Source organism: Ihubacter massiliensis (genome assembly GCF_024125305.1).
In the GTDB taxonomy this organism is placed as follows: Bacteria; Bacillota; Clostridia; order Peptostreptococcales; family Anaerovoracaceae; genus Hominibacterium; species Hominibacterium faecale.
Map to the genome: position 1 here is coordinate 2,991,119 of NZ_JAMXVH010000001.1, position 12,703 is coordinate 3,003,821.

Consider the following 12,703-nt stretch of genomic DNA (forward strand, 5'->3'; position numbering starts at 1 on the left):
TTTTAACGATCAATGTATCTTTTTACGACGAAGAGTTCGTAAAAAACAGGAGCGGTTTTGTCAATCATGCTATCCGCTCCTGTTTTATTCTTTATAATTATTGCAGTTTCATGCTTCTGATTCTTGATCTAAATTTCTACATTCCAGCTTTCCGCCGCATTGGCACCGGTACTGGCTGAGATTTGTAATCAGTTTTGATCTCTTTTGTCTGTAGAATTTCTTGCTGCATTTTTTACAAACAATTACATATCGATATCTAATTGTTTTATCTGGTTTTGCCAGTCCCAGCTCTTCGTAAGACGCTGTTGTCTTTATCTGATACCCGTAAGTCCGGTTCATTTTATAAGCATAGGCTTTCCACACTCTTCCATGATTATTACAACCATAACAGGTATGGAGAACTTCATGGGCCAAAATACTTCTTACCTTTTTCTCATCTATTTCCAACAGAGCGTTTCCAATTTCAATGACAAACACAGGATCCTGAAAACGTTTGTCTTTCATGCAAGCAGCAAATCTGCTTTTCGCTCTTTTGTTGATGCGGATTTTAGGGTCTATTTGCTTACTGATTGGTATGTTTAAATGATGGCATTCCTTTATCACCTCTTGCAAGCATTTTTCAATTTCATGTATTTTCATATTGTTTCACGTGAAACGATTATTCCTATTGAAGTGATTTCAATAGCTCAATCAATCTTTCCAATTCATCTCTGCTGTAATATTCAATTTCAATTTTTCCTTTTCGTCCACTTTGATTAAGGCTTACTTTTGTTCCCATGATATGTTTCAGGTCTTCTTCTACCCGTTTCACATCTGCGCTCTTCTCTGCTTTTCTTCTTGGATTTTTCTTTTTTGAAGAATGCTGTTCTTTAATCAGCCTTTCAACTTCTCTGACAGACAGTTCTTCTTTAATCACATATTCGGCAAGCTGTATTTGTCTTTCCCGGTCACCAATTCCGGCAATCGCTCTGGCGTGTCCGGTTGTAAGTTTTCCTTGGGAAACCATATTTCTCACTTCCTGGGGAAGTTTAAGAAGACGGAGTGAATTGGTTATGTAAGGTCTGCTTTTACCAACGCTTTTGGATACTTCCTCCTGGGTCATACCAAAGGAACTGATCATTTGATTAAGACCCTCCGCTTCTTCGATGGGATTTAGATCTTCTCTCTGCATGTTCTCAATAATTGCCACCAGCATATTTTGCTCATCGGTCAGCTCTTTAATCATGCAGGGTATTTCTTTCAGACCCGCTTTCCTGCATGCCCTCCAGCGTCTTTCACCAGCAACGATTTCATAACCTTTTTTCGCCTGGCGAAGAATAACCGGTTGAATTAACCCATGTTCTTTTATGGAATTGGCCAGCTCCTGCAATTTTACATCATCAAAAACTTTTCTTGGCTGATTTTCATTGGGTTTAATATCGTTAATGTCTATAAATTCAATCCCCTGTGCCCTTATCTCATCTGCCTTTTCGCTGTTTATTTTTTTTGTATCGATTTCTGAGGTGCTGAATAATGCATCCAGTCCTTTGCCCAGCCCTCTGTTCTTTGCCGCCGCCATTACTGTTCATCCTCCAGACTTAAAAACTCATCAGCAAATTCCTGATAAGCCTGGGCTCCAGCTGATTTTGGATCGTACTGCATAATTGGCATTCCATAGCTTGGAGCTTCAGCAAGTCTTACATTCCTTGGAATTACAGTGGTATAGACCTTTTCCTTAAAGTATTTTTTTACTTCTTCCACTACTTGAACAGATAAATTTGTCCGTCCGTCGAACATACTGAGGATTACGCCCTGGATCTCCAAATTTGGATTCATATTTTTCTTAACAATTTCGATTGTACTCATCAGCTGACTTACGCCTTCAAGGGCATAGAATTCACACTGAATAGGAATCAAAACCGAATCAACTGCTGTCAACGAATTAATAGTCAGAAGTCCCAGTGAGGGTGGACAATCAATAAATATATAGTCATAGTCAGGCTTTATCTGATCCAATGCATGTTTCAGCCTTTTTTCCCTTCCCTGGAGCTGAATCAGCTCTACCTCTGCTCCTGCCAGCTGCACGCTGGCAGGAATGATATCTAAATTTTGTACCTCAGTCTGAATAATCGCCGATGTTGGATCTATATGATCTTCTACTAAAATTTCATAAGAAGTATTACCTAGTTCTTTCTTGGATAATCCAATTCCGCTAGTAGTGTTTCCCTGCGGATCAATATCCAAAATTAATACTTTTTTCCCCTTTAATGCCAGACACGCTGCCAGGTTAATGTTCGTTGTCGTTTTTCCTACGCCGCCCTTCTGGTTGAATATTGCAATTGCCTTTCCCAAATTAGTTCCTCCTTTTTAAAACATAAGCAATTTTTTCGCATAATTTGATTATATACCATAGGGCTTTTTTTTACTATACTTTTTACATAAAAAAAAGGAATGTTTCACGTGAAACATTCCTTTATTGGTTAACTACCTGTTTCTGTTTTGGAGTGTTTTTAGGTATGGTTATTTTTACTTCATAATATTCCCCTTTATCTTCCTGCGTATATTTGGCTCCCTGCTCTACTTGAAAGATTTCATTAAATGTTTTTCTAATCGTATTAAGATACAATTTATAACTAATATATCTTATTTTATTTTGCTTGCGTTTTTCCTCCTGCTGCTTTTCCAAGACATCTTCAATTAATTTTTCACTTTGCCTTACATTAAGGCCATGCGAAACGATACGGTCAATGACCATTTTCCTGGTTTCATCATCAGGTATTTTCAGCAAAGCTCTGGCGTGACGTTCGGTCAGGCGATTGGCAATCAATGCTTTCTGTATATCCTCCGGCAGGCTTAACAGCCTGATTTTATTGGAAATAGTCGACTGCTTTTTTCCGACCCGCTCTGCCAATTCCCCCTGAGTAAGTTCGAACTCTTCCATCAATCGATTGTATGCCTGCGCCTCTTCCATATAACCTAAATTTTCACGCTGTACATTTTCCACTAAAGCGATAATAGCAGCATCCTTATCATCCGCTTCGCGGACAATAGCAGGTATTTTGGTCAGTCCGGCCATCCCAGCTGCCCGCAGTCTCCGCTCGCCTGCTATTACTATGTAAGACCCGTTATTGTTTCTTTTCAAAATAATCGGTTGTATAACACCGTATTCTTTAATGGAGTCTCTCAATTCAAGAAGCTCTTCTTCTCCAAATATTTTTCTCGGCTGTTCCGGATTGGCAAAGATTAAATCGATAGGAATCTCGGTCACTTTTTTGATCAGCATATATGTCTCCCTCCTTGTCCCAGTTTTATCTTAGCAGGAGTTATACACTGGGAAAAGGGTTTTCTTTCAACAAAAAACCCCTAAATTTTCTATTTTAGGGGGTCTTTCGATGGAGTTCCCGCTTTTCTCGGATATTTCGAAGGGGTATCGCCCGTCTTTTCTATAAAAATAATCTTATGTTCTAAATTAAAATTGGACAGCTTCGCATGCTCTTCTCTCCGAATCTTTCCTCCCAGCACACGCAGGGCATTTGCAGATTCCTTGATTTCCTCATCCGTATTTGGTCCTTTATAAGCTAGGAACCACCCGCCTCTTCTTATAAAAGGAAGACAGTATTCAGATAGAGTCGCCATATTGGCTACGGCCCGGGAAACACAAAGATCGTATTTCTGTCTGTGGTTTTTATTGCGGGCCAACTCCTCCGCCCTTCCATGAATAGCCGTAACGTTATCGATCTCCAATTCTCCGCAAAGTTCCTTAATAATCTTGATCCGTTTGTTGAGAGAATCGATGAGAACGAATTTTTTATCGGGAGCTGCAAGTGCTAAAGGAATCCCGGGAAATCCGCCGCCCGTTCCCACATCGATAATCAGCTCGGCGTTTTGAAATTCTTTATAAATAACAGAAAGCAGGGAATCAATATAATGCTTTTGTATAAATCGAGAAGGTTCGGTTATGGAGGTTAGATTTACAGCCTCATTCCACTTTAAAATACCTTCCATATATGTTTCATACTTTTTCAAAAGTATATCGTCATAATTAATCTTTAATTCTTCGAAAGCCTTTACAAGTTGTTTCATGATTTTTTCCTTCTCATCTTCTCCAAATGAATCAGCAGCACATTGATATCCGCCGGGGATACGCCGGAAATTCTCGACGCCTGTCCCAGAGAAACCGGCCTGAATTGATTGAGTTTCTGGCGGGCTTCGATTCTCAGGCCTTCCACCTGTTCGTAGTCAAAATTGCTGTCCAGCTTTTTATCTTCCAATTTTTTAAACCGCTGAATCTGCTGTTCCTGCTTGCCAATATACCCCTCGTATTTAATCTGAACCTCCAGCTGGTTCCTCGCATGATTGGAAAGTTCCGGTCTTTCAGGATCAACCGCGCTGAGACTTTCATAGGTAACTTGAGGACGCTTCATCAGTTCCAAAAGAGAGATCTTTGTTTTAACCGGCGTACTTCCTAAATTTTCCAAAACAGAATTAATTTCTTCTGGCGCTACCATCGCATGTGCCAATCTCTTTTTTTCCTCCTCAACGATTTCTTTTTTCTCTAAAAATCTTTGATATCTGGTTTTCGAAGCCAATCCCAGGGCGTAAGCCTTCTCCGTCAAACGGAGATCTGCGTTGTCTTGCCTGAGAACCAGCCTATATTCCGCTCTGCTGGTCATAATTCTGTAAGGTTCATTAGTACCTTTTGTCACTAAATCGTCGATTAGAACGCCAATATAAGCCTCGCTTCTGTCGAGAATAAAAGAATTTTGTCTGTCAATTTTTAACACTGCGTTAATTCCGGCCATCAAACCCTGCGCCGCTGCTTCCTCATAGCCGGAGCTTCCATTAAATTGACCAGCGCAAAATAAATATTCAATTTGCCTGTTTTCTAAATTTAATTTTAAATCCAACGGATCAATACAATCATATTCGATTGCATAAGCTGGCCTTACGATTTCAAGGTTTTCTAAACCAGGTATTGTCTTATAAAATTGTTCTTGTACATCTTCAGGAAGGCTTGACGACATTCCTTGTATATACATCTCATCCGTAGTAAGGCCCTCCGGTTCGATAAAAAGCTGATGTCTTTTTTTATCAGCAAAGCGGTTAACCTTGTCTTCGATGGATGGACAATATCTGGGACCCACCCCTTCAATCTGACCGCCGAACAGCGCTGACCGATGAAAATTATTTCGAATGACCGTATGGGTTTCCTCATTGGTATAAGTCAGCCAGCAGGAAATCTGTTCTCCCTGCAGCTCATCATTTAAAAAGGAAAATGGGACGATTTGTTCATCTCCCGTCTGCTCCGTCATTTTATCGTAATTCAAGCTTTTCCCCAAAGCTCTGGCCGGTGTGCCCGTTTTGAATCTGCGCATGGGAAGTCCATATTTTCGCAGCTGATCGCCCAGCTCCATGGATGGTGCCAGGCCGTTAGGCCCGCTGTCAAAAGCACTCTCACCGATAAAAATCTTTCCCTTGAGAAAGGTACCGGTAGCCAAAATGACCGCTTTTGCCCGATAGACAGAATTGGTCTTTAAAACCACGCCGCAGGCCTTTCCATCCTCGATCACCAGATCAACCACTTCTCCCTGCTTCAAGTCCAAACCTTCCTGCAGCTCTAGCGTCCTTTTCATTTCTTCATGATAGCGGTTTTTGTCCGCCTGGGCCCGCAGGGAATGAACGGCAGGTCCTTTCGCAGTATTGAGCATTTTGCTTTGGATGAAGGTTTTATCAATATTGATTCCCATTTCACCGCCAAGAGCATCGATTTCACGGACCAAATGCCCCTTACCCGTACCTCCAATGGAAGGGTTACAGGCCATCATGGCCACAGCTTCAAGATTAATGGAAAGGATCAACGTCTTTTTTCCCATGCGGGCGCTGGCCAGCGCTGCTTCACATCCGGCGTGGCCCGCTCCTACTACAATCACATCATATTCACCCATTAAAAATTGTGCCATTTTCTTTCCCCTATTTACCTAAACAAAATCTTGAAAAAACTTCATTTATAATATCATCGGAAACCGTTTCTCCAATAATTTCGCCTAACCATTCATACGCATTTTTCAGATCAACTTCAATAAAGTCCAACGCCTCCCTTTCCAAGGTCATATGTCTGGCATCGGCGAGCGCGTCTTTTGCCTTTTCTAAAAGTTCTTTATGTCTGACATTGGTCACCATCAGACTTTCATTCTGCTTAACTTCTCCGCTGTAAACCATGTCCAGAATAACCTGCTCGATTTCCTCGATCCCCACTTTTTTAAGCAAAGAAGTTTCCACTACCGAAGCATTGGGCATCACGGTTTCAACTTTCTCTCTGTTCCACGACTTTCCAAGATCGATTTTGTTGATGAGAACCACTGCCCTGCGATCTCCGATATATTGAATGATTTCCTGGTCTTCCTGGGAGATCTCCCGGCTGCTGTCCATGACAAAAATGATGAGATCCGCCTCATTGAAGGTTTTTTTGCTCTTTTCGATGCCCATCTTTTCAATAGTATCATCGGTCTTCCGAATTCCAGCAGTATCGGTCAGCCTCACCGGTATATTTTTTATACTTACAACTTCTTCGATGGTATCTCTTGTTGTTCCTGGAATATCCGTTACAATCGCCCGCGTCTCTTTAAGTAATTCATTCATCAAAGAAGACTTTCCCACATTGGGTTTTCCGATGATAGCAACATTAAGACCTTCTCTTATAATCCTGCCTGTATCAGCTGTAACCAGTAGTTTTTCAATCATATCGTTTATTTGCGATATTTCGATTTCCAATTCCTCGTAGGTCATCTCCTCGATATCTTCATCAGGATAATCGATATTAACCGTTACATTTACCAGAAGATCCAACAGGGCCTTTCGAATATGAATTACCTTTTGGGAAAGCTGTCCGTCCAATTGTCCCAGCGCCACATCGAAGGTTTTATCCGTCTTTGCCCGTATCAGATCGATGACTGCCTCTGCCTGTGAAAGATCCAATCGTCCGTTCAAAAAAGCTCTCTTTGTGAATTCTCCCGGCTCAGCCATACGGGCTCCCTGCCGCAGAACCAGCTCCAACGTTTTTCGAAGGGAAACCATGCTTCCATGGCAATGGATTTCCGCCACATCTTCCTTCGTATAAGTGTACGGTTCTTTCATGAAGACAGCCAATACCTCATCAATTTTTTGGCCGCTTTTGGGATCTTCCACATATCCATATGTCAATTTACGATTTATGATCCCGCTTCTGGCCGGTATAAAGACTTTTTCCAGGATTTCAAAGGTTTTGGGACCGCTGATCCTGACAATGCCGATCCCTCCTTCTCCATATGCAGTTGCAATAGCAGCAATTGTCTCTTCCATATTTCATCCTTTCAACGAAAAGACCCGCAAACAGCGGGTCACTCTCATCTTATTTTGTCAGCTCAATGATAACCCTTCTGTACGGTTCTTCACCTTCGCTTTTCGTCGTTACATTGGGGTTTCCCTGAAGAGTGGCATGGATCACCTTTCTTTCATAAGGATTCATCGGTTCCAGCCTAACGCTCTTCTTGGTTCTTACAACTTTTTCAGCAAGTCTGTTGGCAAGCTGCTCCAGCGTCTTTTCTCTTTTGGATCGATAGTTTTCCGCATCGACTACAACCCGGATATACTTCTCGTTTTCTTTGTTAACGACCAGGCTGGTCAGATACTGGATCGCATCCAGAGTTTGTCCCCTTTTTCCAATGACCGTACCGGAATCCTTGCCCTTCATATTAACATAAACACTATTATCTCCAGTCTTTGCCGTAATGTCCAGAGTCAGTCCCATTTTTTCAGTCGTTTCTCTGAGAAATTCAAGTGCCGGATGTTCTTCCACTACAGTCAGTTCTTCTTCCGGCTCTCTTGGAATAACTGGCTTTTTTCTTTCTCTCTTTTTCTTTTCTTTTTTTCTTTGTTCAGGCCGCTTATCTTCTTTAGTATCCATCTCAACCGGTTCCGATTTGTATTCAGCTTTTACTTCCGGCTCCGGTACAGCTTCTTTCTTCTTAGGTTCCACTCTCACCTTGGCTAGCTTTGAACCGATTCCAAAAAAACCTTTTGAAGGTTCTTCTAAAACAGTCACTTCGACTTCATCTCTTTCAAGCTTTAAATCAATCAGGGCCAATTTGACCGCTTCTTCAACGTCCGTACCCCATTTTTCTGAAAAATCCATATTCATGTTCCTCCATATATAAACGAAAGGATTCAGTTATTTTTTCTTTTTTTTCTTCGCTTCTTCTTTCATTTTCTTTCTGACTGACTTCAGATGTAAATTAAAGAAGATCTGCATTACCTGTCCTAGAGCCCAGTAAACCGCCAGGCCTGCAGGAAAGGATCTGCCCATCCATACAATCATGATCGGAAAAATGTATTTCATCATCTTCATCATGCCGTTCATCTGAGCCGCTGCTCCGGTATCGTCCGATTGCTGCTGATTCAAAGAAAATGCGATAAAGGTTGCAATACCCGCTAAAATCGGCAGGATCCATTTATCCGGCTGACTGAGGTCCATGATCCACAGAAATTTTTCGTGTACTGCGAATAACATGCTGTCATCGTTCATGTAAGTCATCGGAGTTCTGAGCAATGCAAAGAGACCCATGATGATCGGCATCTGAATGAGCATCGGTAGACAACCGCCCATCGGATTGAACTTCTCTTCCTTGTACATCTCCGCCATCTTTATATTTAAAGTTTCCTTATCGTTGGCATATTTCCTCTGAAGCGCCTGCATCTTAGGCTGCACTTCCGACATTCTGGCCATGGATTTTGTCTGTTTTATATACAGCGGGTAAAGACATAGTTTTACTATAATCGTAAAAACAATGATCGTAATCCCGTAGTTATCAATAAATCCATATAAAAAACTAAGTAACCAGCCAAGAGGTTTTGCTATTACTCCTAATATTGTGTACATTCATTTCCTCCACTATTTTAAAGGGTCGTAACCTCCCGGGTTGAAGGGATGACACTTTAAAATTCTTTTGATTCCAAGATAACTGCCTTTGAAAAATCCATACTTTTCCAATGCCTGAATAAAATAGGTGGAACACGTTGGGTAAAACCTGCAAGTAGGTGGAAATAAAGGGGATATAAATTTTTGATAACCCTTTATCAAGAGAATCAATAGTTTTCTCAAAGCATCACCTTCTTATTTTTTCAAAATACCTGCTCTCCTGGTTGCGGCTTCAATTGATTTTTTCACATCCGCATATTTCGAATTAATAATTGTCTTTCGCGCTATAAAGATTATGTCGTATCCTATAGCCAGCTGTTCTTGAATCGTTTTGTAACTCTCTTTCATAAGCCTTCTGGCTCTGTTTCTCGTTACACTGTTTCCTACTTTTTTGCTTGCTAAAAAAGCGATTCTGGTATAGGGGAGATTATTTTTTCTGTAAAAAACAACAACAAAACGATCTCCCACAGACTTTCCCTTTTTATAGATGGAAGAAAAATCGCCGTTTCTTCTTAATATTTCTTTTTTTAGCATAGCTTAACTTTCTCTGTGTTAAAGGGCATTTATCCGTTCATGCGGCGGGGCCGCAGATCCATAACCCTTGAAGTAGACAAAAAGACCACGCTTGCGGTCTCTATGCTGATAACACTTTTCTTCCTCTTGCTCTTCTTCTCTTTAAAACATTTCTACCGTTTTTCGTCTTCATTCTTTTTCTAAAGCCGTGTTCTTTTTTTCTCTGCCTTGTCTTAGGCTGATAAGTCATTTTCATTTTCAAAACACCTCCTTACTATTATTTAATTCCATATGTTTCATCATCCGTATAAAGCATGTACATATGCCTTACCATTATACCTTTGAGCCAGTGTCATGTCAATTCTTTTATCCTTGTTTTAATTCGATGTGCTTGATATTTTTGGAGAAGAATCAAGATCTATTTGCATCTGTGAAAACTTTGCACAATTTTGTCCACAACTAGTGGATAACTTCCTCAAATTTTATTTTTTCAACAAAAAAAATTTTACATTTGCCTGTGGATAACTTTTTTGTTATGATAGTGCTATCACAAAAATAGCAAGAAAGCGGATAAAAGAAAAGGGTAAGTATCACAATGAAAGATATGAACGCAATTTGGGAAGAAATGTTAAGGCTCTTTGAGCTGGAACTTACCGGTGTAAGTTATAGAACCTGGTTCCTTCCTCTTATACCAAAAGAAATCAACGAAGAATTAAAGCTATTTTATCTGGAGACGCCCGACAGCTTTTCACAAAGAGTCCTGGAAACCAGGTATATTGAGAACCTTCAAAAAAAAGCAGAAACGGTTATAAAAGAACCGTATCGGGTCGTCATACAGTTGAAACCCGATGAAAGTGAAGATGAAATTGAAGAGAAAAAGATAAAAGAAAATCCGAAAAAAATCCTCAAGGATGAATTTTATTTCAATCCACGTTACAATTTTGAAAACTTCGTTGTAGGCAATAATAACAAATATGCCCACGCAGCAGCCCTGGCCGTTGCCGATGCTCCATCCATGGCCTATAATCCCCTGTTCATATACGGCGGTTCCGGTCTTGGAAAAACCCATTTAATGCATGCCATCGGCCACTACATAATGGAAAATCATCCTGAAAAAAAGGTACTCTATGTTTCATCGGAAATGTTCACCAACGAATTGATCAAATCACTGGAGGACCGCAAGCGGATTCGCGCTTTCAAACAAAAATACAGAAACATCGATGTTTTGCTGATTGATGATATCCAGTTTATCGAAGGAAAAGAAGCTACGCAGGAAGAATTTTTTCATACCTTCAATACGCTCTATGATCTCAACAAGCAAATTATCATTTCCAGCGACCGAGCGCCCAACAAGCTGGTCAACTTGGAAGACCGGCTTACATCGAGATTTCAATGGAACATGATCGCTGATATTCAGCCTCCAGACTATGAAACCCGAGTGGCCATTCTTAGAAAAAAGGCAGAATTGGAAAACGTAGATCTGGACGACGACCTCTTTGAAGTCATTGGCTTGATCGCGGAAAAAATTAAGTTTAATATTCGGGAGTTGGAAGGCGCATTTACCAGGATCACCAGTTTTTCAACGCTTTTAAATGAAAAGATCACCGTTAAGTTTGCTAGAAACATCCTCAAAGATATTTTATCGGCCAGCGACTTTAATATTTCTTGTGAATCGATAAAAAAGACAGTCTGCAAAAAGTTTAATATTAAAATCGCCGATATTGAATCCGCCAAAAGAACCCGAAACCTGGCCTATCCAAGACAAATTGCCATGTATTTGTGCAGAGAACTGACAGAAACTTCACTGCCCAAAGTTGGAGAAGCTTTTGGCGGAAGAGATCACACCACCGTCATCCACGCTTATGAAAAAATTGCCGCGGAAGTAAAAACAAGCCAAGAAACAGCTGATATTATTGATGAGCTCAAAGACGAATTAAACGGAAAATAAACTGACAAGATATGCACATACCAACTGAACAAAAAAAACAGGTTACAAACAATTTTTGACGAACAAATTTCGTTCAAAAATGAAAGCGCAAATCAGTTATCAACAATATCAACAGCCCCTATTACTACTATTACTATAAATATATATAAAGAGAATAAAGGTCTTTTGGATCCTTTTGGAGGTAAAACTATGAAATTCACATGCAGCCAGCAATCATTATCAAAAGCTTTAAATACAGTTTCAAAAGCAGTGACTTCGAGAACAACAATTCCCATTTTAAAAGGAATTTTATTAAAAGCTTCATCGGACGGTACTTTGACACTCTCTGCATCTGATCTGGATTTGAGTATTGAAAAGAAAATTGATGTTAACGTGGAAGAAGAAGGATCGATTGTTGTCCTTTCAAAGCTATTCAGTGACATTATCCGCAAACTTCCCAATGAGGATATACTTATTGAAGAAAAAGAAAGCAACAATGTTCTTATTAAAACAGCATCTTCAGAATTTACAATCGTAGGACTTGCTGCCGACGAATTTCCAAATATCAGTGAGCTGGAAGGACAACCAGAGACCTTATCCTTTGATAAAGAAATTTTTAAAGATATGGTAAGAAAAACCTCCTTTGCCGCCAGCATTGATGAATCAAAGGGAATTATTGTAGGCGTTTTATTGGAAATTGAACCGGATACAGTTAATATGGTTGCACTTGATGGCTTCCGTATGGCTGTTGCAAGAGAACCTATGAAGAGTGCGGAAAGCACAAAGATCGTCGTCGCCGCTAAAATCCTCAATGAAATCAATAAAATTGTTTCGGAAGCAGAAGATGAAGGTGATATTCAAATTATGCTCAGCAATAAAAAGGCCGTCATACTGGTAGAAACTACTAAAATTGTCATTCGGCTACTGGAAGGCGAATTTATCAAATACAAAGATATTATTCCGACTCAGAATCAGACAAAAGTGGAAGTGGGAAGGGCCGTTCTGCTGGAAAGCATTGAGCGTGCATCTCTATTGGCTAAGGAAGGAAAGAATAATTTAATAAAATTGACCATAAAGAATAATCTTCTTACGATCACCTCTAGATCGGAAGAAGGGAATGTGAAGGAAGAAATCGTTATGGAGAAAACAGGAGAGGATTTGGAAATCGGATTTAATTCCAAATATGTAATCGATGTTTTAAAAGCAGTCAGCGATGAACAAGTTCTCATGGAGTTCAATACCAGTACAACCCCTTGTCTGGTAAAACCTTTGATTGGAAATACATTCGAATATCTGATCCTTCCAGTAAGAATAGCATCAAACTACTAATT

The 12,703-nt window shown here is 40.2% G+C and carries 14 protein-coding genes; 2 read left to right on the forward strand and 12 right to left on the reverse strand.

All coding sequences use genetic code 11. The features are described 5' to 3' along the window. Nucleotides 1-108: 108 nt before the first annotated feature. From NIA71_RS13875 to rpmH, 12 genes are all read right to left on the reverse strand, one after another. Complete coding sequence (locus NIA71_RS13875) at nt 109-639, reverse strand: SprT-like domain-containing protein (RefSeq protein WP_269477933.1); 531 nt, start codon at nt 637-639, stop codon at nt 109-111. A 25-nt stretch (nt 640-664) separates the two neighbouring features. Further along, entirely contained in the window at nt 665-1,558 is an 894-nt protein-coding gene (locus NIA71_RS13880; RefSeq protein WP_253020709.1) for a ParB/RepB/Spo0J family partition protein, read from the reverse strand. After that, on the reverse strand, nt 1,558-2,331 hold the full coding sequence (locus NIA71_RS13885; protein ID WP_148398177.1) for a ParA family protein: 774 nt from the start codon (nt 2,329-2,331) through the stop codon (nt 1,558-1,560). The genes NIA71_RS13880 and NIA71_RS13885 overlap by 1 nt, the downstream gene beginning before the upstream one ends. Before the next feature lie 121 nt (nt 2,332-2,452). Then, on the reverse strand, nt 2,453-3,262 hold the full coding sequence (locus NIA71_RS13890; protein WP_253020710.1) for a ParB/RepB/Spo0J family partition protein: 810 nt from the start codon (nt 3,260-3,262) through the stop codon (nt 2,453-2,455). Nucleotides 3,263-3,351: 89 nt separating this feature from the next. After that, the gene (gene rsmG / locus NIA71_RS13895) at nt 3,352-4,062 is read right to left on the reverse strand and encodes a 16S rRNA (guanine(527)-N(7))-methyltransferase RsmG (RefSeq protein ID WP_253020711.1); all 711 of its coding nucleotides are present in this window, start codon (nt 4,060-4,062) and stop codon (nt 3,352-3,354) included. Then, nucleotides 4,059-5,939: a tRNA uridine-5-carboxymethylaminomethyl(34) synthesis enzyme MnmG gene (gene mnmG, locus NIA71_RS13900; RefSeq protein ID WP_253020712.1), complete on the reverse strand. Its 1,881-nt coding sequence runs from the start codon at nt 5,937-5,939 to the stop codon at nt 4,059-4,061. Before mnmG ends, rsmG begins: the two co-directional genes overlap by 4 nt. A gap of 10 nt (nt 5,940-5,949) precedes the next feature. After that, the gene (mnmE, locus tag NIA71_RS13905) at nt 5,950-7,317 is read right to left on the reverse strand and encodes a tRNA uridine-5-carboxymethylaminomethyl(34) synthesis GTPase MnmE (protein WP_148398173.1); all 1,368 of its coding nucleotides are present in this window, start codon (nt 7,315-7,317) and stop codon (nt 5,950-5,952) included. A 49-nt stretch (nt 7,318-7,366) separates the two neighbouring features. After that, a complete protein-coding gene (jag, locus tag NIA71_RS13910; RefSeq protein WP_253020713.1) occupies nt 7,367-8,149 on the reverse strand; it encodes an RNA-binding cell elongation regulator Jag/EloR in 783 nt (260 codons plus the stop codon). A 36-nt stretch (nt 8,150-8,185) separates the two neighbouring features. Beyond that, nucleotides 8,186-8,893 carry a YidC/Oxa1 family membrane protein insertase gene (locus NIA71_RS13915; RefSeq protein WP_253020714.1) on the reverse strand — a complete coding sequence of 236 codons (708 nt, stop codon included), beginning with the start codon at nt 8,891-8,893 and terminating at the stop codon, nt 8,186-8,188. A 12-nt stretch (nt 8,894-8,905) separates the two neighbouring features. Next, nucleotides 8,906-9,115, reverse strand: coding sequence for a membrane protein insertion efficiency factor YidD (gene yidD, locus NIA71_RS13920; protein ID WP_148398170.1), 210 nt, complete (start codon nt 9,113-9,115; stop codon nt 8,906-8,908). A gap of 12 nt (nt 9,116-9,127) precedes the next feature. Next, the gene (rnpA, locus tag NIA71_RS13925) at nt 9,128-9,466 is read right to left on the reverse strand and encodes a ribonuclease P protein component (RefSeq protein ID WP_148398169.1); all 339 of its coding nucleotides are present in this window, start codon (nt 9,464-9,466) and stop codon (nt 9,128-9,130) included. Nucleotides 9,467-9,566: 100 nt separating this feature from the next. Further along, entirely contained in the window at nt 9,567-9,701 is a 135-nt protein-coding gene (gene rpmH, locus NIA71_RS13930) for a 50S ribosomal protein L34 (protein WP_148398168.1), read from the reverse strand. Nucleotides 9,702-10,049: 348 nt separating this feature from the next. Here rpmH and dnaA point away from each other — a divergent pair, with 348 nt between their 5' ends. Both dnaA and dnaN read left to right on the forward strand, forming a co-directional pair. Next, nucleotides 10,050-11,393, forward strand: a complete 1,344-nt coding sequence (gene dnaA / locus NIA71_RS13935; protein ID WP_148398221.1) for a chromosomal replication initiator protein DnaA — start codon at nt 10,050-10,052, stop codon at nt 11,391-11,393. Between the two features lie 165 nt (nt 11,394-11,558). After that, nucleotides 11,559-12,701 carry a DNA polymerase III subunit beta gene (gene dnaN / locus NIA71_RS13940; RefSeq protein ID WP_253020716.1) on the forward strand — a complete coding sequence of 381 codons (1,143 nt, stop codon included), beginning with the start codon at nt 11,559-11,561 and terminating at the stop codon, nt 12,699-12,701. The last annotated feature ends 2 nt before the right edge of the window (nt 12,702-12,703 follow it).

What these genes read in the sequence shown, in the direction of transcription:
- rpmH (WP_148398168.1), bottom strand. Translation starts at nt 9,701, where the DNA reads ATGAAAATGACTTATCAGCCTAAGACAAGGCAGAGAAAAAAAGAACAC.
- NIA71_RS13880 (WP_253020709.1), bottom strand. Translation starts at nt 1,558, where the DNA reads ATGGCGGCGGCAAAGAACAGAGGGCTGGGCAAAGGACTGGATGCATTA.
- rnpA (WP_148398169.1), bottom strand. Translation starts at nt 9,466, where the DNA reads ATGCTAAAAAAAGAAATATTAAGAAGAAACGGCGATTTTTCTTCCATC.
- mnmG (WP_253020712.1), bottom strand. Translation starts at nt 5,939, where the DNA reads ATGGCACAATTTTTAATGGGTGAATATGATGTGATTGTAGTAGGAGCG.
- NIA71_RS13890 (WP_253020710.1), bottom strand. Translation starts at nt 3,262, where the DNA reads ATGCTGATCAAAAAAGTGACCGAGATTCCTATCGATTTAATCTTTGCC.
- NIA71_RS13875 (WP_269477933.1), bottom strand. Translation starts at nt 639, where the DNA reads ATGAAAATACATGAAATTGAAAAATGCTTGCAAGAGGTGATAAAGGAA.
- NIA71_RS13915 (WP_253020714.1), bottom strand. Translation starts at nt 8,893, where the DNA reads ATGTACACAATATTAGGAGTAATAGCAAAACCTCTTGGCTGGTTACTT.
- dnaA (WP_148398221.1), top strand. Translation starts at nt 10,050, where the DNA reads ATGAACGCAATTTGGGAAGAAATGTTAAGGCTCTTTGAGCTGGAACTT.
- mnmE (WP_148398173.1), bottom strand. Translation starts at nt 7,317, where the DNA reads ATGGAAGAGACAATTGCTGCTATTGCAACTGCATATGGAGAAGGAGGG.
- rsmG (WP_253020711.1), bottom strand. Translation starts at nt 4,062, where the DNA reads ATGAAACAACTTGTAAAGGCTTTCGAAGAATTAAAGATTAATTATGAC.
- jag (WP_253020713.1), bottom strand. Translation starts at nt 8,149, where the DNA reads ATGGATTTTTCAGAAAAATGGGGTACGGACGTTGAAGAAGCGGTCAAA.